At 47.1% G+C, this 23,084-nt stretch carries 16 protein-coding genes; 1 reads left to right on the top strand and 15 read right to left on the bottom strand.

Annotated features, from left to right (window positions below):
• Positions 1-7: 7 nt before the first annotated feature.
• The 5 genes from IEY46_RS03205 to IEY46_RS03185 form a co-directional block, all read right to left on the bottom strand.
• Complete coding sequence (locus IEY46_RS03205; RefSeq protein ID WP_188989059.1) at positions 8-907, bottom strand: ABC transporter permease; 900 nt, start codon at positions 905-907, stop codon at positions 8-10.
• A gap of 94 nt (positions 908-1,001) precedes the next feature.
• Positions 1,002-2,711 (bottom strand): extracellular solute-binding protein, encoded by a 1,710-nt coding sequence (locus tag IEY46_RS03200; RefSeq protein ID WP_188989057.1) that lies wholly within the window; start codon positions 2,709-2,711, stop codon positions 1,002-1,004.
• Between the two features lie 142 nt (positions 2,712-2,853).
• Entirely contained in the window at positions 2,854-4,530 is a 1,677-nt protein-coding gene (locus IEY46_RS03195) for a response regulator (RefSeq protein WP_188989055.1), read from the bottom strand.
• 3 nt (positions 4,531-4,533) lie between these two features.
• Positions 4,534-6,270: a sensor histidine kinase gene (locus IEY46_RS03190; protein ID WP_188989053.1), complete on the bottom strand. Its 1,737-nt coding sequence runs from the start codon at positions 6,268-6,270 to the stop codon at positions 4,534-4,536.
• 98 nt (positions 6,271-6,368) lie between these two features.
• Positions 6,369-7,184 carry a phytanoyl-CoA dioxygenase family protein gene (locus IEY46_RS03185; protein WP_188989051.1) on the bottom strand — a complete coding sequence of 272 codons (816 nt, stop codon included), beginning with the start codon at positions 7,182-7,184 and terminating at the stop codon, positions 6,369-6,371.
• A gap of 182 nt (positions 7,185-7,366) precedes the next feature.
• Between IEY46_RS03185 and IEY46_RS03180 the strand changes: the two genes are divergently transcribed.
• The gene (locus IEY46_RS03180) at positions 7,367-8,218 is read left to right on the top strand and encodes an AraC family transcriptional regulator (RefSeq protein WP_188989049.1); all 852 of its coding nucleotides are present in this window, start codon (positions 7,367-7,369) and stop codon (positions 8,216-8,218) included.
• Positions 8,219-8,327: 109 nt separating this feature from the next.
• Here IEY46_RS03180 and IEY46_RS03175 read toward each other — a convergent pair whose 3' ends face one another.
• The 10 genes from IEY46_RS03175 to IEY46_RS03130 form a co-directional block, all read right to left on the bottom strand.
• Complete coding sequence (locus tag IEY46_RS03175) at positions 8,328-10,085, bottom strand: ABC transporter substrate-binding protein (RefSeq protein WP_229750034.1); 1,758 nt, start codon at positions 10,083-10,085, stop codon at positions 8,328-8,330.
• 76 nt (positions 10,086-10,161) lie between these two features.
• Positions 10,162-11,067 (bottom strand): carbohydrate ABC transporter permease, encoded by a 906-nt coding sequence (locus IEY46_RS03170; RefSeq protein WP_188989047.1) that lies wholly within the window; start codon positions 11,065-11,067, stop codon positions 10,162-10,164.
• A 16-nt stretch (positions 11,068-11,083) separates the two neighbouring features.
• Complete coding sequence (locus IEY46_RS03165) at positions 11,084-12,037, bottom strand: ABC transporter permease (protein ID WP_188989045.1); 954 nt, start codon at positions 12,035-12,037, stop codon at positions 11,084-11,086.
• Positions 12,038-12,150: 113 nt separating this feature from the next.
• Positions 12,151-13,716 carry a response regulator transcription factor gene (locus IEY46_RS03160; protein WP_188989043.1) on the bottom strand — a complete coding sequence of 522 codons (1,566 nt, stop codon included), beginning with the start codon at positions 13,714-13,716 and terminating at the stop codon, positions 12,151-12,153.
• A complete protein-coding gene (locus IEY46_RS03155; protein WP_188989041.1) occupies positions 13,709-15,505 on the bottom strand; it encodes a sensor histidine kinase in 1,797 nt (598 codons plus the stop codon). The genes IEY46_RS03160 and IEY46_RS03155 overlap by 8 nt, the downstream gene beginning before the upstream one ends.
• A gap of 274 nt (positions 15,506-15,779) precedes the next feature.
• On the bottom strand, positions 15,780-16,673 hold the full coding sequence (locus IEY46_RS03150) for a carbohydrate ABC transporter permease (protein ID WP_229750033.1): 894 nt from the start codon (positions 16,671-16,673) through the stop codon (positions 15,780-15,782).
• 15 nt (positions 16,674-16,688) lie between these two features.
• The gene (locus IEY46_RS03145; protein WP_308422786.1) at positions 16,689-17,579 is read right to left on the bottom strand and encodes an ABC transporter permease; all 891 of its coding nucleotides are present in this window, start codon (positions 17,577-17,579) and stop codon (positions 16,689-16,691) included.
• Between the two features lie 96 nt (positions 17,580-17,675).
• Complete coding sequence (locus IEY46_RS03140; protein ID WP_188989037.1) at positions 17,676-19,436, bottom strand: extracellular solute-binding protein; 1,761 nt, start codon at positions 19,434-19,436, stop codon at positions 17,676-17,678.
• A 121-nt stretch (positions 19,437-19,557) separates the two neighbouring features.
• The gene (locus IEY46_RS03135) at positions 19,558-21,237 is read right to left on the bottom strand and encodes a response regulator transcription factor (RefSeq protein WP_229750032.1); all 1,680 of its coding nucleotides are present in this window, start codon (positions 21,235-21,237) and stop codon (positions 19,558-19,560) included.
• Positions 21,230-22,993, bottom strand: a complete 1,764-nt coding sequence (locus IEY46_RS03130) for a sensor histidine kinase (protein ID WP_229750031.1) — start codon at positions 22,991-22,993, stop codon at positions 21,230-21,232. The genes IEY46_RS03135 and IEY46_RS03130 overlap by 8 nt, the downstream gene beginning before the upstream one ends.
• Positions 22,994-23,084 lie beyond the last annotated feature (91 nt).

The following is a 23,084-nucleotide window of genomic DNA, read 5'->3' as shown; positions in this document are numbered from 1 at the left end:
TCCTTCCTTAAAAAATACGGTAATTGACAAGGCGGTACGCAAGATAATAAGAAAGTGAGATCAGAATGAAGGACACAAAGGATTTGGCCAGTCCGATCGTGGTTGCAACTCCAAACTGCGCCTCCATAATGCCAATCCGGTAAATAAGCGTATCGAGAATATCGCCGCTTTCGTAAACGGATGGGCTGTACAGATTATAGACCTGCTCGAATCCGGCATTCAGCACGTTGCCGAGGCTCATGGTGGCCAGCAATACGATAATCGGCACAATTCCCGGAAGGGTGATATGCCAGGCCTGCCGCATGTGGCCCGCTCCATCCATACGCGCAGCCTCGTAAAGCGTCGGATTGATCCCTGTAATCGCGGCGAGGAACACAATCGTACTGAAGCCGAACTCCTTCCACACATCTGAGGAAACCAGTACATAGGGAAACCAGTTGTTGCTCCCGAGGAAAAAAATCGGGTCAAAGCCCAGTCCCTTCAAGGCCTGATTCACAATCCCCTGCGATGGGGAGAGAATATCGATCAGGATCCCGCTCAGGATAATCCAGGACAGAAAATGCGGCAAATAGATCAGTGTCTGAATGCCGCGTTTGATGAAGGTCCGGGCAACCTCATTCAGCATCAGGGCGACGGTGACCGGTACAATCAGACCAGCCGCGATTTTCATGATGGAGATATAGAAGGTGTTCCAGACAATCTGCCCTATATCCGGCATATCCAGCACATAGCGGAAATTGTCCAGACCCGTCCACTCCGAGCCGAAAATTCCTTTGACCGGCACAAACTGCTGGAAAGCAATGACGATCCCGGCCATCGGGATATAGCAGTACACAAAGACGAGAAGGACGCCCGGAATCAGCATCATATGCAGCGGGAATTCCAGCCGCAAATTCCTGTTTTTCATTCGCACCGGTCCTTTCCGGGAATAACCGCAAGGCCGCTGTTATGCGGCCAAACCCGTTTTTCCCTCTCCTTCAAATCAGACAAACCCATCCTTGTTATTTGCTGGCTTTCCATTTGGCGACCTCATTCGTGATTTCATCCCCTCCGAGCTTCTTCCAGCTGGCGACAAACTCGTCGAAGGAATCAACCGGAGCCGAACCCATTACGATTTTCGTAAACGTCTCCAGTTCCATCTTGCTAAGCGTCGCCTGTTTCTTGGTCATGGCTTCGGTCGGTCCCGAGATGAACGCTGTCGGCTGGAATCCCTTGCTGTCGTTATAAGCATTCAGCAGCGATTGGGAACCGCCTGGTCCGAATACCATGCCATAACCCCAGCCCGAGTTATCCCCGCTTTGCAGCTTTTTGATTTCACCGTAAATATAGGGCTGACCTGTCGTCTGATCCAGAACGGACTCATCGTTTTTGTCCAGCGCTGACTTGATTTTATTGTAATTATCCAGATTTTGCGTTGGATTGGAGCCTTTGACCAGCGCATACTGCCACTTCTCTACATCGCCGTTCTGAGAAATTTCCGCCACCGGGTATTTATCCCGCGACCATGGCTCATAAAAGGCATTCATCAGCTTGACAACTGCTTCCGGGTGTTCGGCTCCTTTACGAACCACATAATACTCCGGAACGCTGAATGTCGTTTGCGGCTTGGCTATCTCGCCATCCGCGGATGGCAGCTGAATCGGTCTAAGATCCATATCGGCATTGTTGTTCTTGCCCTCCTGGAACAGCAGCGGCATGTAGTGCCCGCCGTAGAAAATCCCCATTTTGCCGGCATTAACGTCCTGAATCAGCTGATCACCGTTCTTGACCCCGAACTCCTGATCGATAACGCCCTTCTTGTACATTTCCTGCAGCTTGGTCAGCGCTGTTTTCATCTGCGGCTGGACACTGCCGTATACCAGCTCCCCGGAAGCGTCTTCCACCCAGATGCCCGGGTAGGTATGGAATCCGTTGAAGAAACCGTCGAGACCTGCAAAGGCGCCATAGAATTCCTTGGCTACGCCAAGACCATACGTGTCGTTTTTGCCATTGCCATCCGGATCGTTTTTGACGAACGCTTCTGCAACCACATACACATCGTCGATTGTTTTGGGCTCTTCCAGATTCAGCTTCTTCAACCAGTCCGCCCGTACCCACAGCAGCGGCGCCGAGTCAACCGACCCCGGATTCATCGGCAGTCCGACAAGCTGCCCCTTAAACGTCGCGGAATCAAGTGCGACGCCGCCATCCTTGTTCAACAGCTCCTTCGTCCGCTCTGAGCCGTATGTATCAAGAGCACCGGAAATATCCTCCAGGAGTCCGGCATCATACATCTGTTTCATCTGCACAGCCGGAACCGAGAGAATATCGGGGAGCTGACCGGATGCCATCATGACATTAAGCTTCTGCTCATACTGGCTGTTGTCCGTCACCCAAAGGTATTTAAGCTTGATGCCCAGCTCCTTCTCGTACAGCTTGGTCCAGCCGTTGCTTCCGATTGAATCCCCGTTCTCGAATTTCATGGTGGATGCCATGGAACGTACGGCAGTGATTTCCACCGGCGGATCATAAGCGCCGAGCGGATCGGTATTCAGCGGAGCTGCACTGCCTTCGGCATCTTTGCCGTCCTTCTCCGCCGCGTTTTCCTGGGCATTAGCCGCACCATTTGTCTGCTTGCTGCTGTTCTTCGTATTGCTGTCGCCGCATGCGGTCAGCCCTAACATCAAGCAAAGCAGTACGATCAATCCGATCTGATTTCGTAAACGCATCATTTCTTGTTCCTCCCCTGTTGACGATCTGTAATGACCAACAATCTCATTATAGAATCGTTGATGACGATGAACTATGAGCATCTGTTGCCTTTCTTTGCTCTTCGTTGCCTTCTTGTGTCCGATCATCCCTTTGTCTGTAAAATCAGCATCGATTACGGTACTGCTGTGGAGTCTGTCCCATTATTTTCTTGAAAGCACGGGTAAAATGTGCCGCTGATTCGTAGCCGACCGCCGAAGCAATCTCATGAATTTTCAGCCGGTCGTCTGCCAGCAGCGACTTGGCTTTGTCCATCCGGCGCTCTGTAATATATTCGAAGAGCATGACGCCGGTTGTTTTTTTATAGAGACGCGAGAGATATGTGGGACTATGATGCACAAGTCCCGAAAGTGCAGTCAAGGATAAATCGCCGCCGATGTTCTCCTCCACATAACGGCGGATGCTTCGCACCAGCCTTGATGTCCGGTCATCCGGGCTGCCTTGTCGGCTCTCGCGCAGCAAATCGGCATAGGTGTCAAAAGCCTCGACAATGCCTGACCAGGAAGCATGGGCGTCGATTCGGGTGATGGACTCCATATCCGTACGCATCGCCAGCTCGTGAAAGACGCCTGAACGAATCGCAAACGAAACCATCATGGAAGAGAGCGAATAGAACAGTTCAGACTGGCGCTCGCCATCCGGTATCCGGCTGTCCGCAGGCAGCATCAATTGCCGGTAATAGTCTGTAAATTCCTCATACCGATCCTCCTCCAGCATACGCTGCAGCTTCTCGATCCCCTCAGCCAGGCCTGACGCGGCACGAGGAAGGCGCGGCTGTTCGTCTGGCGGGTGGATACCGCTCTCGCGGATTAGCAATTCGGTACCCGTGCCCGATGATTGTCTCAGCAGCATCTTCAAATAATGATAGCGCGGACCGATCTCCGCCCATGAGCAGCTTTTACTGCCGATTGCAAATGATACGGCTGCTCCAAGCATAGTGGAACAAGCCTCCTGCGCCGCTTCCGTCAGACTGTCGATACTGCTGTGCAGATAGGACCAATCCTGCGAAAGCGCCGCATCCGCGATTCCCTCCTCGTCCGTATCAGGAAACAACCAGATTCTCGGCTGAAGAATCCATAGCAGGCGATCGTTCTCATATACTACCGAAACGGCTGTTGCAGCTGAGGATAACTCCCGCTCCACGACATGCAGACAATCTCGGGCAAGTCCGCTGAGACTGCCTGATGCTTCCTTCGATTCCTTGCTGTCAATTCGACCGACAACGAGCATTACCGGCCGTTCCGGGAACAGCCGGATATCGCACTGCTGGAAGTCCTCCTTGAGCCCGGAAAGGGAAGCTTGCTGCCCTTCGATTAACCCGGTCAGCAGTTTTTGCTGAAGGGCTGGCAGCGCTGCGCGAAGGCGGTCCTGCTCCAGCAAGGTTTGCCTGGTCGATCGTTCCTGGTCCTCTAATTCATTCAAGGCCCGGTCAACTGCTGTGACAAGCAGCTCTTCACTCTGGTTTTTGAGCAAATAATCGACAACGCCGCCATTTCGGATAGCAGCCTGGGCATATTCAAATTCGTTATAGCCGGTCAGAAAAATAATTCTGCAGGTCGGCCATCGGCTCATGATCCGCTCCTGCAGCTGGATGCCGCTCAGCCCTGGCATCCGCACATCCGTGATGATCAAATCGATGCGGGTCCGATTCATCCTCTCCAGCGCCTGGAAGGCGTTTCCCGCCCGAAACAGCTCGATGTCCCGCGTGCCCCCTTCCTGCAGCAGCTGATACAAACTGTTCACAATAATCGGTTCATCGTCGACAATCAGAATACGGCGCACAGGCTATTCCTCCTCTTTGTATGGGATGTGAAGTTCAATGGTCAACCCGCCGCGGGGTCCCGGATGCAGCGTCAGACCGCCGGCTTTCCCGTACCGGATACGCAATCTGCGATTGACATTCATAAGTCCGGTACTCTCGCCTTCGAGCTCCTCGTGATTCATCCGGTTCCTCAGATTGTTCAGCTTATCCTCTTCCATCCCGCAGCCGTTATCGCTGATGCGGATGCACAAGCCTTCCTGCCGGACAGGAAAATCGACTTCAAGCCGCCCATCCGAAAGCTTGTCTCCGAGTCCGTGCTGGTACACATTCTCGATAATCGGCTGTAGAATCAGCCGGGGAACCCGTATGTGCCGGTAACGCTCAGGGAGCGGGCTGATGTCGGCGGCAATCCGGTCCGAGAAACGGACAGACTGGATTTCGATATAAGAAAGGATATGGTTGATTTCCGATTCCAGCGCCGCTTCTTCCTTGCCATTGCGCGTAATATATTCGAAGTAGTCTCCGAGATTTTTCGCTACAAGCTCCGCGGTGTCATTCTCGTGGGACTTGATCAACTGCTGCAGAATAAAGAAGCTGTTGTATAGAAAATGAGGCGTAATCTGAGCCTGGAGCTGTTTAAGTTCTGATTTCTGCGAGCGGATTTTCTGCTCATACAATTCTTCTATCAAACGTTTTAATTTGCGCACCATGCCATCGAATTTGGTAAAGAGATATCCGAATTCATCCGTTCGCTTCTGCTGGACAACGACATTGAAGTTGCCTTCCTCGACATTCTTGAACCAGTGGACCAGCAAGGACAATGGACGCTGAATGACTCTGCGTATGCCAATGGAGAAAAGCACCACAATAATGAGCGAGCACACGACAAGCAGCCAAAACCAGATCCGGTAAGATTGAAGGGCTCCCAGCAGGACAGACTCCGAAACGTAGGTTGCCAGCGTGAAATGCATTAAGCCTGATTTTTCATAAAAGGCCATGTAATCCTGACCATCTGTTTCGTTCTTCAACCGAAAGCTTCCCTGCTCCGCCAGCTCGCCGCGAAGCCCTTTTCCGATTTCAAGCTGAAGTCCGGCTTCGCCGTCATGACCGATAAGGAAATTTTCTCCAAAAAGCGCAGTCCCACCATCCTGCGAGACCCGGTCAAGCATAGCGGAGAGAGCTCCGCGGGAAAGCTCGATGGTATGAATAAACAAAGGCGGCGCACCATCATATTGCATCGGATAAGCAAGCGAAATATAGGTGTTTCCTTCATAATCGGTAAGCGGATATCCCCCTTTATACGAAGCCAGCGAAATTTGCTCCATTTGCCGCTCTGCGGTGGCCTTGTCCTTTATCGTGCCGGTCGTCACGATCCGGTCCGCTGAAGGCATATAGATACTGGTTTTAGCAATATAAGGACTGGAATCGCGCATAATGATCAGCTTGTCGTACAAACGGTTAATGGTTCGCGCCCGTTCGTAATCGGATTCGAACTCCAACTGGCTGCTTAAGGCGAGCAAATTGCTGTCATCGATCATCTGCTGCTGCAAATTGACAATCCGTTCCAGCTCCCGCTCGAATGAAAGCCGTTCATAATGAATACGGGTCATGACAGCATCGGAGACACGCGATTGCACCTCTTGTCTGCCAAGCTCGTTGAGAAAGAGGCTCAGCGCGAACAAAGGTGCGACCGCTACACTGAAGGTAACAATCAGCTTCAGCAGGATGGACCCTTTTGGGAAAGGCGCTTCGATTCTCATACGGGATTCTCCTTTCATCTATTAGAAAAAACAAACAGGAACTCCGATTTAGAGTCCCTTTTTTTACCATATTACGTTTCTTCATTCCCTTGTTCCTATTATCCGATGGAATCCGCTGTGTAGTGGGAGCGAAGAGAAGCGTCATCAATCGGGTCCCCGCTGCGCTGCAGCCGGTATTCAAGGGAAAGACGCAGCTTGTCCGGCGTTATGTTGTGCAGTGCCTTGTGCAAGGTTAGCCCGTGAAATAGAAGCAAATCGCCCAACCGGTAATCCGTGGAAAGCCATTTCCCGTCACGGATCGCTTCTGTTTCTTCTATCCCTCTTCCGCCTGTCCCGCTCATCGGCACATGCGGAAGAAAACCGAGCTTATGGGATCCTTCGAGAACGGCAAGCCCGCCAAGCTCCGCCGGACAATCCCCGCAAGGAATCCAGCATGTGTACGTATCCATTGCTCCCCGTATATAATAATGGTCCTGGTGGATAGGCGTGGTGTTGCCGAAGCTTCCCGGAAATGTGATACGGGCGATCCGTCTGCGGTGCTCCCGTATCGGTCCATTGAGCAGACCGCCGAGAAGCAATGCAAGCAGGGGATGGCTTCCAAACGCATTAAAGCGTTCCTGCTCCAGCATGTCCCGGTACAGAAGCGACGCCTCGAACTTATAAGAGGTCGGGATCTCGCCGCCGGCATAAATGGCATCCATGAGCTCCTTTCCTTCCTTGAGAATGCCATGTTTATTTGCGGTCCGAAGCATATCCTCGCGTATCCGCAGCAGAGCTTCCGGCTCGAACAAGCCGCGAAAAAACAAATAGCCGCTTTCCTGCAGACGCAGCCGCAAACCGGGAAGATCGCCTAAAAGCGGTGCCGAATCCTCCAGTTCCTTTAGTCCGGTCGTTTCGTTCCATGCATTTGTCATCGAATGATTCCACTCCTTCTCCCATTGATTCTTTCTTAGAACCCAGTGTACAATAACGATGTTCTGCCGTCTTTGCACGGATTATTGCAGTTCAGGTTTGAAAGTTTCAGGATAGTCCGGCAAGAAACCGGGAATTTCCATGCATCTATTGCACAAAATCACACTGGCAGGAGTGGGCTCAAATGCGAATCGTTTCATTCGGTGCAGGTTCGGTCCATCCGGACAGCACAGGAGAATCAGGGGGGATTCATCCGGACAGCTGCGAATTGCTATACATCTCCTCTGGTACAGTCCGCTTCCATTGGACGGCTCACAGCTGTCTGGCGCAAGCGCCCGCCTTGTTTATCGTGCCACCGAATACCCCCCACATCCTGACCACAGCCGGCGATGAAGCCGCTTCGTATCTTTATCTTGTCGTCGATATCCAGGACCTGCTGACTGGCATGGATTCGCCTCAGTTGGACATCCATCGATGGAACAAACTTCAGGCGTTTCAGGATCCGGATGCCAACAGCTTATTTACCGCGAAGATTTTTGAATCCATGGAATTCGTCCATCAGCTGTACATGTCGGGGAAAGCCGGGAGCGACCGGGAGATTGAGCGTGCATGCGAGTATGAGGTCGCCAAGATGGTCAGTCTTATGGCCCATTTGTCGCTTTGCGGGCGGTCGGATTCCATGGAGACAACCATCCCGTCGAAGAAGAGGAAAACAGCAGAGGAAGCTGTTGTTATTATGACCGAGTACCTTGAGTGGCGGTATCGCGAGCCGGTCACCATCGAAATATTGGCCAAGCTGGTGCATATGAATCCCTCGTACGCCATTCGCATATTCAGGGAATACACCGGAAGCACCCCCACGCAATACTTGCAAAATTTACGCATAAAAGCAGCAGCCAGCTTCCTCACGGGAAGCGATATGCCGATTCGGTTGATCGCAGAGCAAACGGGTTTCAACAGCGTCCATTATTTTACCCGGTTGTTCAGGCAAATGTATGGGGACAGCCCCGCTAATTGGCGGAACCGTCTGAAATAATTTCCTTCTGCAGACCCGGGAACGCAAGCGGTTGAAGGAAGGAGCGGACCCGTGAAAAAGAAACAAGCCGCTCTCGTCTGATGACAAGAACAGCTTGTGCGCCCATGCTTTATTTTGACGAATCGTCGCTCCATAATGCAACACGGTCCTGTACATATTTCGTGTAGCCTTTTTCCATTTTCTCCACGCCCGCTTTGATCAGATCCTGCTGATAGGCATCCCAGACTTTATCGAAGTTTTCAGGCTTCGCAAGAATGGCCTCCGGCACGCGTTTCCAGGTGATATCCTTCATTTTGTTGCCCAGAACCGCTACTTCGTCTTCACCCGGAATCTGGATATTCCAGGCTGCTCCGTAGGCTTTCTCCTTGAACTCCTCCTCTTTCGGGAAAAGATCCTTCCAGATGGTGGCATTGTACGCTTTAAGCGTTTCTTTCTCCACATCGCTGTACCCGACCGGAATCAGGTCCGGATTATTTTTGGTATAATAATTACCGGTCGAATCCTTGGCGCCATCCCCGTAATGAACCATCGTATTCCAGTAGAAGCCGATGCCGCTTTCCTTGGTGAATGCGGTATTGTCGTTGTTGATGCGATCCTGTACTTCCTTCGGTACGACGCGCTTGCCGTTCTCTACGACATAATGCTTGCCTTCGATTCCCCAATTGTTGAGGATCTGCCCTTCATCCGATGCCAGAAAATCCAGGAACTTGATAATGCGCACCGGATCCTTTGCGGTACTGGAGATCGAGATGCCATAGCCGCCCATGAATCCCGTTGGCCAGAAGGACGGTTCTTTTATATCTTCACTCATGGTTACCGGATAATGTCCGTAGGTCTGATCGAATTTGCCTGCAGTCTTCAGAGCCTGCTGACCGTCATTGTAATCCCAGTCCTGATCGATCAGTCCAAGCACGCGTCCCGAAGCGACCTTCGCTTTATATTGATCGTATTTTTGAACGAAGCTCTCCGGATCTAGCAAACCCTCCGCGTTCATATGGTTGAGCCAGCGGAAATATTCCTTTTCCTCGGGACGGCGGAAATGATACGTCGCTTCAAAGGTTTCCTGATCAACCCAGTACTCCCCGTCATCGGATCCGCCGGTTGTTGCGACAGCAGGGTTCGTAACGGAAATATACATATGCCAGTCGTCGGCATTCAGGGATACGCCGATATTCTTATTGCCATTCTCATCCGTAGGATGCTTGGCCAAATATTCCTTAATGACCTTCTCATAGTCCTTAACGGTGCGGATTTGCGGATAACCGGCTTCCTTCACGATGCGGTGCTGCAGCTCGAAGCCCCCGCCCGCTACGAATTTCTGCTCGTCAACGGCAGCCCAGGTTGGAATCGCATAAATCGACTGGTCTTCCGTCGTATACTTTGCTCTGGCGAGATACGGACCCAATACTTTCTTGATGTTCGGTGCATGCTTCTCGATCAGATCGGTCAGATCGAGAACGCCTCCGGCATCAACCAGCTTGCCGATATCGCCTTTGGCGGAAATGATATCCGGGTATTGGCCGCTTGCCGCCATCAGCGCGACTTTCTGGGCCGGATCCCCTACGGCAAATTCAGCATCCAGCGTGACGCCTGTTTTCTTCGTAATTTCCTTGGACACATCGTCCTGCATATTATTCCAGTTCGGGTTCGGGTCTTCGGCGAACATGCTGAATTTAACGGGAGTCAGGTCCTCTTTGTTTTCTCCTGCGCCCTTGCCTGTATTCGCGGCTCCGTTATTGGCGGTACCGGTATTTTTCCCGGCGTCTTTATTGTTATCTTCTTTGGTGCCCGAGCAGCCAGCCAGCAGACCGAGCGAAAGCGTAAAGGTCATCAGAAGCGCCGCTGCTTTGGATTTCGTATTCGTCATGTCAGTAAACCCTCCCATTTTGTTTGGCTATCTATTGTATAAACAGGAAACCTGCCAATACCGCATTGTGGTGCAATCAGCTCTTGACCGCGCCGAGCGTCATGCCTTTCACAAAATATTTCTGCAGGAACGGATAGACGACCAGGATCGGAACCGTAACGACGATCGTGATGGCCATCTTCACGGACTCGGGCGAAATCTGGCGCATAACCTCTGTCATATTGCGGCCGCGGAAGGAATCGGCGTTGGTCGTTGTGCTCTGCAGCACCTTCATCAGCTCGAACTGCAGCGTGGTCAGATGCTCATTCGAGCCATTGAACAGATACGTATCCAACCACGAGTTCCACTGTCCAACCGCCAGGAACAACGCAATCGTCGCCAGCGCCGGCTTCGTCAAGGGGAGAATGACCCGCCAGTAAATGGTCCAGTCATTCGCGCCGTCCAGCTTCGCCGATTCCTGGAGCGCATAAGGAATGCCGTCAATGAAGGAGCGGATGATAAATACGTTGAACGCGCTTACAAGTCCGGGAAGAACGTAGACGGCGAAGGTGCCGATCATATTCAAATCACGGATCAGGATATAGAACGGAATTAACCCGCCTGATACATACATCGTCAAGGCCAGAAAGGCAGAGACGAACCGGCGTCCCTGAAAATCAACCCGGCTGACCGCGAAAGCAAGCATCGATGCGCTGATCAGTCCCAGAAGCGTTCCGATCACGGTCCGGAGAACCGATATTTTGAGGCCTGTAATCAGCCCACCGAAAGCGAAAATCGTCTCGTAGTTTTTCAGCGTGAACACCCGGGGATAAATTGTAATACCGCCGCGTACGCTGTCAGTGGAATCGTTAAGGGAAATTGCCAGTACGTTCAGGAATGGATAAAGCGTACCAATTGTAACGGCCGCCAGTATGAAATAGACGACAAGATCAAAGATTCGGTCCGACCAGGATACACCGGAGGCCAGTTTATGCGACGCCATGCTCGGGTCCTCCTTTTTAGAAAATACTTTCTTTGGTTACTTTCTTGAATATGCCATTCGCGACAAGCAGCAGAATAACGCTGATCAGGGAGTTGAATATGTTGATCGCCGTACCGAAGGAGAAGCGTCCCATGCCAAGCCCGTAGTTCAGCGCATAAAGATCAAGCACCTGAGAATAATCGCTGACAAGCGGGTTGCCGAGCAGGAATTGTTTCTCGAAACCGATGCTCACCAGATGCCCGATATTGATGATCAGCAAAATAATAATGGTAGAGCGGATCCCCGGCAGCGTAATATTCCACATCTGCTGGAGCCGGTTCGCGCCGTCGACCTTCGCGGCTTCATACAGCTCTGGTCCTATACCTGCGATTGCAGCCAGATAGATAATGGTGTTCCAGCCCATTTCTTTCCAGACATCCGAGGCTGTAACGATATACCAGAATAAATTGCCTTTGGCCATATACTGGATAGGCTGATCGATGATATGCAAGCTCATCAGCAGCCCGTTCACAGCTCCATCGGTTGCGAGCATCTTGGTAACAATACCTGCCACAACGACCCAGGATACAAAGTGGGGAAGATACGATACCGTTTGCACGAACCGTTTGACGGCCATCGCTCTTACTTCATTGAGCACAACCGCGAAGAAGATCGGGATTGTAAAGCCGGCGACCAGTCCCATGGTGCTCATGGCAAGCGTGTTGCGCAGTACCAGGTAGAACTGGGGATCGTGGAACAGCTCCTTGAAGTATTGGAGTCCCACCCATTCCTGATCGAAAAAACTTCGACCCGGCTTGAATTTCTGAAAGGCCATTGTCCAGCCCCACAAAGGCAGATAATTGAACACAAATGCCCACGCGATAAACGGAAGCGACATGAGGTACAAATACCGCTGCTGGAAAAACACATTCCAGAACTGTTTCTTAACGCGCTTTACAGGGGCTTTAATTTCCGTTGTAACCGCTGCCATGTATTCCCCTCCTTGCTTTATGTTCTTATGATAATGGATTTTGCCCCCCTGAAATACCCAACCATTTTCAGCAAAAATCATATACAAATTAGCGCTTTCAGAAAACGCTTACCTTAAAATTGCTTTTTGCGGTAAGCCGATGGCGACGACCCTTCATATTTGCGGAATTTGCTGTGAAAATAATCGACATTCGTATAACCCACCTTCTCGGCCACCTCATAAACCTTCATTCCGTTGTCCAAAAGCTCCTTCGCTTTCTTAATTCTGACCTTGTCCAGGTAGGTATTAAAATATTCGCCCGTCGTATTCTTGAACAGCTTGCCCAGATAAGCGCTGTTATAATTGAATATTTCGGCCAAGGATTCCAGCTTCAAATTCTCATAATAGTTCCTTTCAATGAGGTCGATCATCTTCTTCATTTGCTTGTCAATGCCGCCGCCAGGCAGATCGCTGATCAGCCCATGCAGAAAACCCGTCAGATACCGTTTAAGCGAGCTGTAGGTAGGCTGCCGGTGCAATTCCAGAATGTTTGCCGAATAATCCCCACCCCCGGCAGCTTGCGCCGAACCGTCACGGGTGAGCTTAGCGAGCGTCTCCGCTACCACTTGCGCCAAACCCGCTTTGATGGTTTGTTCCGTACAGCCGGCAGCGAGCAGAGCATTTAGACATTCCGCGATTAATTGAGCCACGGCCATGCGATTGCCGACATCCACGGCAAAATAGAGCTTGTCGGCAACAGCATGATAATCGGGCAGCTGTGCGGGCAGGAGCTCGCCGGAAGCCAGCGCACTGGCCGGTATATCGTCAGGAGCGGCTATAAATCCCTCAGCGTAGAAGAACCGCCTACCCATGAGCTGCACCCCTGCCTCATAAGAAAGACGGATATCTCCCAGCCGCTTCACCAAGCCGCCCGACACGGCAATAAGTGCCTTGCCATGCTTCGCCGCGATTGCCTCTATATCTTCATAAAGGTTTTGACGTGTATTGGCCTGGCGCAAATCACCATTGACGAGAAGTCCGATATAAGAATCGGTCGAGAAAATAACGCCTTTGCCGGACAACTCGGACCATTCGGCAAGCTGGCTTTTCAATAGCGCGTATGTCCCCTTCGCGCCGCTTGGATCAATCTCCTGAAATTTGATCAGCACGATTTCATAGTGGTCCCACAGCAAACCGGCATTCAACACTTCTTCTTCATGAAGCATCTCTGCTGCCTCACTGCCTGCAGGAGAAATCATGGATTGTATGATCATTTCCCGGGATAAACCGCTGAAAGCGGCAATTCTCTGTTGGCTGAGCTTTTCTTGTTCAAGCGTCTTCCCTAATTGCACCAAATATTCAATAAGCTCGTCCTCATCGACCGGCTTCAGCATATAGCCGTCTATTTGCAGGGAGATCGCTTTTTTTGCATAATCGAAATCGGCATAGCCGCTCAGAATCAGCACATGAAGGGACGACTCCTTCTGGCGCAGCTTCTCGATCAGCTCCAGGCCGCTCATTCCCGGCATCCGAATATCGGCAATTATCAAATCGGGCGAATGGAGTGCTGCTTTCTCCAGCGCTTCTTTGCCGTTTGCAGCTGTATCCACGACCCTGTAGCCGAACTTATCCCATTCAATAAGCGTCCTCAAACCTTCTCTGATCGTTGGTTCATCATCCGCAATCAGTACTTTATACATGTAAACCGCCCCCAATCGGAATCGTAAATTTAACTTGTGTTCCACATCCCGGCGCGCTGGTGATGGCCAGACCATGCTCGCTCCCGTAAGAAAGCTGAAGTCTCATATGGACATTGCGCAGACCGATCCGGTTATTCTCTTCACTTTCACCTTCCTGTTCCTCCAGCGTTCGCAGTACGAAATCCAGTCTCTCCTCATCCATCCCCTCACCATCGTCGGAAACTTCAATATGCATCCATTGATTAATCAATGCCGCCTTCACCCGGACGCTGCCGCCATACTCGCTGTTCTCCAGTCCATGAATGACGGCGTTCTCGACAAGGGGCTGGATAATGAGCGGGAGAATTTGAATCTGCTGCGTCAATGGATCGATAAGCAGCTCATAATTCAAACGGTCTTCATAACGGAACTTCTGAATTTCCAGATAGCAGCGGACAACCTCGATCTCGCTTTTCAGCGTCACCGCTCTGCTCCCCGCTTCCAGATTTTTTCGCATCATTCTTCCCAGCAGCCGGACGACATTTGCAATTTCCTTCTCGCCTTTAATATGGGCCTTCATCCGGATCGACTCCAGGGCGTTAAACAGAAAATGCGGGTTGATTTGGCTCGCCAGCATTTTAAACTTAATTTCGTTCTGGCTGGAAAGCAGCCTCGTCTTCTGCTGGTTGGACTCCTTGACCTCAAGAAGCAGTTCGTTAATGCTCCAGACCATGGCATTAAACTGTCTGGACAGCTGCCCGATCTCATCCTTCCCGTCAATCGCAAGCGTGACATCAAAGTTTCCCGTGGCCACCTTCGAAATATGCTTGCTTAACCGGAGCATCCGCTTGGTTAACAGCGCGGAGAACCCATAAATCAGAACAATGGCGACAATCAGGCTGATAAAAATGACGATCGAAGCCAAAATAATAATTTCATTGGCATCCTTCACGATGTTTGCGACCGAGAAGACCGACAAGATCCGGATTCCATTCAGACTGGACAGTGGAACAAGCGTTTCAATGCGGATTTTGGCCGATTGTTCATTGACCACCGCATCGTATGTCCCGCTTTGCATATCCATGATACCCTTGCTCAGGTTCAGATCCGCAAGCTTCCTGCCCACTCTCCCCGGACGGTTGGAAGATATTATGTTGTTCTGCTCATCCACGATCATGGTTTCGAATGTTTCCTGTTTGAGAATAGCATCCAGCATGCGTGAATTCACATTTATGACCAGAACGGCGCTGGACCGATCTTCGAGAAAATCGATCTTCCGGATCAGGCTCAAATATTCCTTGCCGTCGCGTTCATCCCTCAGATAGTTCCACCCAATCAATCCGCTGCTGCTCATCGCGGACTGATACCAGCTTGATTCCATAATCTCGCTGTCTGGCTGGATGAACTCCCAATTATCCAGCAGCGTGGGATTGTTCATATAAATGCGGATATTCGAAATTTCCTTGTATAAATTGATGTATTCTCGGATATCCGGGTACTCCTTATAAGCTTTAACCACATCATAGACCGTTTCATATTGCGTAGCCGCCAGCCGCGCCAACCGGCTGTCGTTGGACAGCAGGTACGATATATCGTAAGCGGCATTGATGACCTCCGAGGTCCGCTTCTTGACCCGATCGACGTTTACAGCCGTTTGTTCAAGCGCATTCTGAAGCGCCTGATTGCGCAGCTCATTGGTCAGAAATAATCCGACAATCATAACAGGAACGAATACAACAACAATAAAAGAAAGAATGAGCTTGGTTCTCAGCTTCAAATCATTAATTCCGCGTATGATCACCCGAATCACATCCCATGCCTCCTCTTTGTTTTGACCGCGATGACCAGGAAAGCGATTTCATTTTGTCGGATGCCCCTGATCGATTGTCGCTGCCTTCATTGTAAATCAGCGGCGGATAAGAAAAACATCTAAAAATTATCCATTATTTCAGTTCATAATTAGACATTTCAGAATATAAACACTGTACACTATCCCTCAAATATATGACGTTTATTATACATGAAAAAAGGTACAGCCCCCTCACTAACTTGAGGATCCTGTACCTGTTTATGCTTTTCTGTGTCTATCCTTTTACACTTCCTAAAATCAAGCCTTTAGTAAAATATTTCTGCAGGAAGGGATAGATAATAATGACTGGAATCATAGCAAGTACGATTTGAGCGCTCTTATTGGTCCTTTGATTAACAAAATCCAATAACCCGCCATTTCCGTTGCTCGACATAGCTTGTATTTGAGCAGCGACATTAATAACTATAGTTTGAAGATAGCTTTGTAAAGGGTAATGTTGAGGCTTATTCATATATAGAAGACCATCAAACCACGAATTCCAGTGATTAAGGAAACAGAATAACACCAATGTTGCCAAAGCCGGCGTAGACAATGGCAGGTATATTCGGAACAATATTTTCCAATGGTCTGCCCCATCCATGTGAGCAGCTTCCTCCAGCTCTTTTGGAATTTGTCTAAAGAAATTCAGTAGAACAATCATATTGAAAACAGGAAGTGCCGTGGGAAGTATCAGCGCCCATATCGTGTCAATCAGATACGTTTGTTTAATGACCATATAGGTAGGAATCATGCCGCCGGAAAAAAGAATCGTAATGAGAAAGTACCAAGCATAAGATCCCCTCAACCGAAAAACACTTTTTTCTTTTGACAGCGGGTACGCAGCCAATATCGTTAGAAGCATATTAATCCCGACACCCAAAACCACTCTATTAATAGAGACACCTAGAGCTTGAATATACGCACTTGTACTGGCAACATATTCATAAGATTTTGTAGTGAATTCCACCGGCCAAAACCAAACCCTGCCTGCCGAAACCGCTGCACTGCTGCTAAACGAAATTGCCAACACATTCAATAATGGAATCAAACAAGATAAAGATACCACGATAAGGATCATGTAGTTAAAAAAAATAAATAGCTTTCTACCTTTGGTGTTATTGTGAAGCAAACGAGCTCATCTCCTTTAAAAAATACGGTAGTTGGCAAATTTATCAGCTAATTTGTAAGAAACAGCAATCATGATAAAAGAAATGACAGATTTGAATAGTCCAACGGCTGTTGCTGGCGAATATTGTGCATCAACGATGCCAAGCCGGTAAACCAAAGTGTCGATAATGTCCCCAGTTGCATATACCATAGGGTTGTATAAATTGAAAATTTGTTCAAATCCTGCGTTTAATATATTGCCCAGACTAAGCACAGTCATGAGAATGATAACCGGCTTAATACCCGGCAAAGTAATGTGAATGGTCTGCTTCCACCGATTAGCACCATCAACAATCGAAGATTCATATAAGGTCGGGTCAATTCCGGTTAATGCTGCAAGAAATATCACTGTACCAAATCCAAAGTTTTTCCAAATGTCTGTAATGACCATAATGAACGGAAACCAGGTTTGATTTCCAAGAAAAAACACTTCTTGAATTCCAACAAACTGTAGCGCCTTGTTGACAATTCCTTCCGAAGGAGACAGTATATCAATGATTAAGCCGGATACAATTACCCAAGAAAGAAAGTTGGGCAGGTACACAATGGTTTGAATTGTTCTTTTGTGAAACGGTCTGATTAACTCATTTAGTAGAAGAGCAATGATTACGGGCACGATTAAATTTCCGACAATTTTCATCAGAGCAATGTTAACCGTGTTCCATAAAACCTGATAAATGTCTGGAAACTGAAGGATATATTTGAAATTATCCAGGCCGACGTACTTCGACCCTAAAAATCCATTTACAGGCGTGAAATTCTGAAAAGCTATAATAAGCCCAAACATGGGAATATAGCTATAAATAAAGACAATAATAAAGGCAGGTAAAATCATAACATGCAATGGCAACTCTCTAATCCATTTCATTTTGTGCAAAGTTAATCACCTTCTCTGAGTTATAATAATAACTTGGGAAAGATAACGGGATTGTCGCCTTTCCCAAGGATTATTATCTATGCATAATTAGTTGTTATAAGTATCATTAACTTCCTTAGTGATCTGATCTCCGCCAAGTTTTTTCCAATCTGCGACGAATTTATCGAAGTCATCTAATGGGCTTACTCCCATAATAATTTTAGTTAGTACCTCCTGCTCCAGCTTTAGCAAGGTAGATTTCTTTTGCACGAGAGTATCGGTTCCAACGCCAGGCATCTGGTTAATCATTAAAAGATTATTATCTCTATAATGCTTTAGTATGGCATACGATCCATCGTCAGCCATTTTTTGGATATAAACGGAATGGTTCCCATTGGAAACATCACCTTTTTCCACATAAGCCAATCCTTGATTATATATGCTTTCCAACAAACTGTTGACTTCGCCTTTCAAAGGACCATCGGTATACCGGAGCGTAGCATCGCTTTTATTCTTTAAAGCCGTATTTAATTTGTAAAAATCATTCATCGCCAAGTCCGGATTTTGCATGCCAGCAAGCGCATATGAGCTGTATAAATACGAACCGTCTTGCGATTTTTCAAATTTATTGCTATCTTCTTTCGATCTGTTTTCATCCACAACATACTTTACATAAAGGTTCAGCATCTTGATTAAAGCTTCCGGATTTTTACTATCTTTACTAGCAACCATGTAACCGGATATTGGCCATGGATTTTCCGCAAGTGCAGGCTGATCATCTACAGATACCAGTGGATAAGGCTTCCAAATGGCTTCCGGGTTCGTTTTAAGCATTTCGTCGAACGGCCAGCCTGTATTCCACTCCATGCCTATACTCATACCAATTTTATTTTTATTAATGTCCTCTGCGACTTTACCGGGGTCTTTAACCCCGAATTCCTTGTCTATAAGCCCTGCTTTAAACATTTCCTGAAGCTTTTTCAATGCGTCTTTCATTTGAGGCTGAACGCTTCCGTATACTAGTTTGCCACTGTCATCCTTTATCCAAATGGAAGGATATGCATGATAACCATTGAAGAAGCCTTCAAGTGAAGCAAACCCCATCAAATAGTCACCTTGGAATCCACCGAAAAAGGCATTCGTAACAGCCAACCCATACGTATCGTTCTTTCCGTTATTGTCGGGATCCTGCTTCGCGAAAGCATCAGCTATTTTCACAAAATCGTCCATTGTTTTCGGAGGCTGTAAGCCCAGCTTCTGCATCCAATCCTGACGTATCCATATCATCAAGGACTGACCAGCATAATCCCCCTGGGGAGATAACCCCAATAGTTTTCCATCCAGCTTCCCAGACTCAAAACCTTGAGGAAAAGCGTTCATATATTTTTTAACAAGAGGGGATGCGTAGTTCTCATAAGCATCGGTTAAATCCGCTAACTGACCATCATTGGCAAGCATCTTAAACTGTTTGGAATTAACAAAGAAAAAATCAGCATATTCACCCGAAGCAATCGATACATTTAATTTGTTATAGTATTGAGTTGCTTCATCTGCTGCCCAAGTCCATTTAAGCTTGATGCCTAACTCATCTTCATAAGCCTTCATCCATCGATTGTCATCAATTGTTTCTCCATTTTCAAACTTTGTACTTATGCCAATCGCCTTAAAACCTGTCACTTCGATAGGCGGCGAATATTTGCCGAATGGATCGGCAGAAGAAGCGCTTTCAGAATCGGGTGTTTCAACAACGGATGACCCTGCTCCACTGGTAGCAGTATTATTTGTATTTTTTGTACAAGCTGCAAGCGAGACAATCAGCACTACGGATAGTAGTGCCACGATATTCCTTTTGACAAATAATCCCCACATACGAATACCTCCAATTTAAGTGTAAGGAAGAGAAATAGGTTGTGCACAACGCTATAAATCAATCATACTCATAGTTAGCGAATTGCATAATATACAATCCATTTACAATCTTGCCTTCTCTTTACTTGTTCATGCTATGGCTATGGTCACGATATTCCTGAGGACTCATATTGGTGGCCTTTCTAAAGGAACGTGTAAAATAAGGCGCGGAGATGTATCCGACAGCCGTAGCAATTTCATTGATTCTTAAATGGTTATTTCTGAGGAGTTCCTTTGACTTTGCCAACCGAGCCTCTTTAATAAAGTTGAATATATTGTTGCCTGTAACTTGCTTGAAGAGTCGCGAAAGATAAGATGGATTGAAATGTACTTGCTCGGCAAGCAAGACAAGCGACAAATCTTCTCCCAAGTGATCGATAATATAATCCTTGATGTGTGATACGGCAACATCAGAGCGCTTCTCTTCTTCTTTTCTTTGAATATCAAAAATCACATTCGCCAACTGTAAAAAATAATAACCTGCTTCCTTCCATGACGAGTGTTCATCTGCGCGTGTAAGTTTATTCATATTGATTTTCAATGCTATTTTCTCTGTTAGATTCCACCGGTTAATATAGGATAAAAACATGATGGACATGGAGTAAAATAGCTCTAAAGATGGATTATGGTTTTTATTTTCGATATCCTTAAACCCATCCACAACATCCGATAATCCGATCAATAATTGATCTTGTTTACCGCTTTCAAGATAACCTCCCAGCTCTGTGATTTTTTTCAATTGGAAATAAAGCTTTTGAGCATCCCTGCCCGCTTGGTCAAATGTTTCGAATTCATTCAGCATAAGGCCGCTGTCAACTAAAAAACCGTCCAATCCGGTACCGATTCGAAAGTTCAATAACTGCTTCAGATGAACAAACCTTTCCGAGATGGTTTCCCAACCTATAGCCCTATTATCTATAACAAGGGATAAGGACATCTCCACGACTTCCTTGCAGGCTGCCTGGATGTTGTCTAACATCCCTTTTACAAACACCCGCATATCAGCCCCGTTGTCATCTGAGCCCGACGTCATGCTATCCCCGTTCGGCTGAATGATCCAAAGAAATGTCGAATGATCATACATGATTAAGTAGGTCCTGACATGGGGATGAAGGAGCTGTTCAACGATAAGCTTAATTTTGAAATAGGTTTGAGTTCTTTCGAAACTGACTTTGTTGGCATTTAATTTATCTATGCTTCCTGCGAGCAATAGCAATGGAATAGAAGCATCCAACTGAATATTTAAATTTTCGAGCTGCTGAGCTATTTCTTCTTTGGAATACGGTGCTCCAACCAACAAGTCGAGCAGAAACTCTTTTTGTAAAAGCGGCAATGCCTGCAGCATTTGGCTTTTGGTTTTATCAAGTAGATCATTCATTTCTATTGCAAATTCAAATTCGTTGAATGCCTTTTGCACTTCATTAACGATTACTTCATATCCTTCAGTCTTTAATAAGTATTTGACGCCGTCGTTTTTAGTTGCTGCATAAATATAATCAAAGTCGTTATACCCTGTTAGAAAAATCACTTTACATTTCGGCCACTTCACCTTGATAATATCCAGCAACTGCAGCCCATTCATACCCGGCATGCGGATATCCGACAGGACAACATCGATTTTGGTTCTGTTCAACCACTCCAATGCTTCATTGGCCGAATAAGCCTTGTACACATCCAGTTCCATAACCTCTATTTGCTTGAAATGCATATACAAGCTATCTGCTATATCTTGTTCATCATCCACAATTAGTAAATTAAGCATCCATTCGTCTCTCCCTTTCAAATTCCATAGCGATCTTAACCATTAGTCCGCTTCCCCGGTAAACTTCCACGCCGCTTAAGGGACCGAATTTCATTCGGATTCGCTGGTGGATGTTCATTATCCCTGTGATCTCTACTACATCCGCGTCACCCGAAATGTTACCGGCAAGGATGTCTAGATCCGACTCACTCATTCCATTTCCGTTATCTTCAACGATTACATACAGAAATCGATTCATTGCAGTAAATCTTACTTTTACAATTCCAGCAGACATAGTGTTTTCGAGACCATGCTCAAATGCATTTTCTATAAGGGGTTGTATGATTAGACGAGGTACGATTATATTCTCATATCCCGGTGGCAAATCCTCGAACTCAAGACGCATGCGGTTACGGAAGCGCCTGGCTTGAATTTCGGCATATATCCTGGCATGTGCCACTTCAGCCGCAAAACTCACCTCATCGGAAGCATTGCGCGTCATATATTGGAAATATCCCCCGATTTGTTGTGCAAACCGTTTGGAATTGTCATAGTCTTCATTCTCCAACATGCTATATAAGGTGAAATAGCTATTATACAGAAAATGGGGATTTATCTGTGACTGTAACTGCTTCAATTCAGCCTTTTGAGCCAATATCTTCTGTTTATAGACCTGATCTATTAACGTCCTCGTGTTTTCAACCATGACATTAAATCTTTGAAACAAATATCTGAACTCATCTTGATCATGATGTTCAATGAATACGTTCAAATCGCCATTTTCAACTTTTCTGAAAGAACTAACCAATTTTACCATCGGCTTGTGAATATACTTATAAGTTGAATACGAAAATAAAATAATGATAATGAGGGAAGTAGCCGAAAAAAACCACAACCAATTGCTGTAACCTTTCAAACGTTCAAACATGAATTTTTCAGGAATATACTTAGCCAGTACTAGATTTGAATGAGCGGATAATGCATAAAATACTTGATATGCCCTCCCCTTTATTTCGACTAAATCGTTGCCCATTTTTTTCTTTTCGATTCGTTCACCCAAGTATTTTTTCAACGGTATTTCAACAATAGGGTTATCACCAGTCGTAAGAATATAATTGTGTAAAGGGTTCATGAGCACTGCCCCGCTGTCTTGATAATTGTTGAATTGATTCAAGGCCATTCTTATTTCTTTCTCGGTGAGTTCAACTGCAATAACGAATGGGGAAGAATGCGTGTTCTTATTAAATTCCAAAGGGCTAAAAAAGCTTAGAAACAACCTATTCTCCCAGAAGCTAAAGTAGTTATGACTTTTGTCCGGGATGTTATCAAGCAGTTCTTTATCATTGCTTGTTATTTTGCTTAAGCCATTAGTGGCAGTAATTTTAATTTCGTCTTCGCTCGCAGGTAAAAGCACGATAATGTCCTTTATATATGTACTGCTGTTCTTTATGGCCTGCAGTCTTTGTTGCAAGCTTAGAATTGCGCTCGTCCTATCATACAGATTCATTGTTTCAGGTAGATTCGCAATCTTATTCAGATTTACATCGTTAATCAAATCACTTTGAAGTAATTTTATCCGATCCATTTCCTTTTCGAAATGCTCAAAATAGAAGTTGATTTGAGATTGTATGGAATTTGAAATTTCTTTTTTTACAGCACTCATCCCGAGATTAAAAAAATTGATACCTAACAAACAAATTGGAATCACGACCACAAGAAAGGTAGACAACAGCCTTCTGAATATCCCTCTTTTCCATAATGTAAGCAGCATCTTCATAAAATTCCCCCGTATTTTTAAAACTTTATTAGGTTGAATCATAAAAAGGAGGCGAAAACTCGCCTCCATTTATGAGTCCTTAATCGACTTT

Source organism: Paenibacillus nasutitermitis (genome assembly GCF_014641075.1).
Classification (GTDB): Bacteria; Bacillota; Bacilli; order Paenibacillales; family Paenibacillaceae; genus Paenibacillus_Z; species Paenibacillus_Z nasutitermitis.
This window is presented reverse-complemented; position numbering and strand designations above follow the sequence as displayed.

Excerpts from the sequence above, each read along its gene's own strand:
- IEY46_RS03205 (WP_188989059.1), bottom strand. The coding sequence starts at position 907 with ATGAAAAACAGGAATTTGCGGCTGGAATTCCCGCTGCATATGATGCTG.
- IEY46_RS03165 (WP_188989045.1), bottom strand. The coding sequence starts at position 12,037 with ATGGCAGCGGTTACAACGGAAATTAAAGCCCCTGTAAAGCGCGTTAAG.
- IEY46_RS03175 (WP_229750034.1), bottom strand. The coding sequence starts at position 10,085 with ATGACGAATACGAAATCCAAAGCAGCGGCGCTTCTGATGACCTTTACG.
- IEY46_RS03160 (WP_188989043.1), bottom strand. The coding sequence starts at position 13,716 with ATGTATAAAGTACTGATTGCGGATGATGAACCAACGATCAGAGAAGGT.
- IEY46_RS03200 (WP_188989057.1), bottom strand. The coding sequence starts at position 2,711 with ATGATGCGTTTACGAAATCAGATCGGATTGATCGTACTGCTTTGCTTG.
- IEY46_RS03185 (WP_188989051.1), bottom strand. The coding sequence starts at position 7,184 with ATGACAAATGCATGGAACGAAACGACCGGACTAAAGGAACTGGAGGAT.
- IEY46_RS03130 (WP_229750031.1), bottom strand. The coding sequence starts at position 22,993 with ATGAAGATGCTGCTTACATTATGGAAAAGAGGGATATTCAGAAGGCTG.
- IEY46_RS03145 (WP_308422786.1), bottom strand. The coding sequence starts at position 17,579 with ATGAAATGGATTAGAGAGTTGCCATTGCATGTTATGATTTTACCTGCC.
- IEY46_RS03135 (WP_229750032.1), bottom strand. The coding sequence starts at position 21,237 with ATGCTTAATTTACTAATTGTGGATGATGAACAAGATATAGCAGATAGC.
- IEY46_RS03170 (WP_188989047.1), bottom strand. The coding sequence starts at position 11,067 with ATGGCGTCGCATAAACTGGCCTCCGGTGTATCCTGGTCGGACCGAATC.
- IEY46_RS03180 (WP_188989049.1), top strand. The coding sequence starts at position 7,367 with ATGCGAATCGTTTCATTCGGTGCAGGTTCGGTCCATCCGGACAGCACA.
- IEY46_RS03190 (WP_188989053.1), bottom strand. The coding sequence starts at position 6,270 with ATGAGAATCGAAGCGCCTTTCCCAAAAGGGTCCATCCTGCTGAAGCTG.
- IEY46_RS03140 (WP_188989037.1), bottom strand. The coding sequence starts at position 19,436 with ATGTGGGGATTATTTGTCAAAAGGAATATCGTGGCACTACTATCCGTA.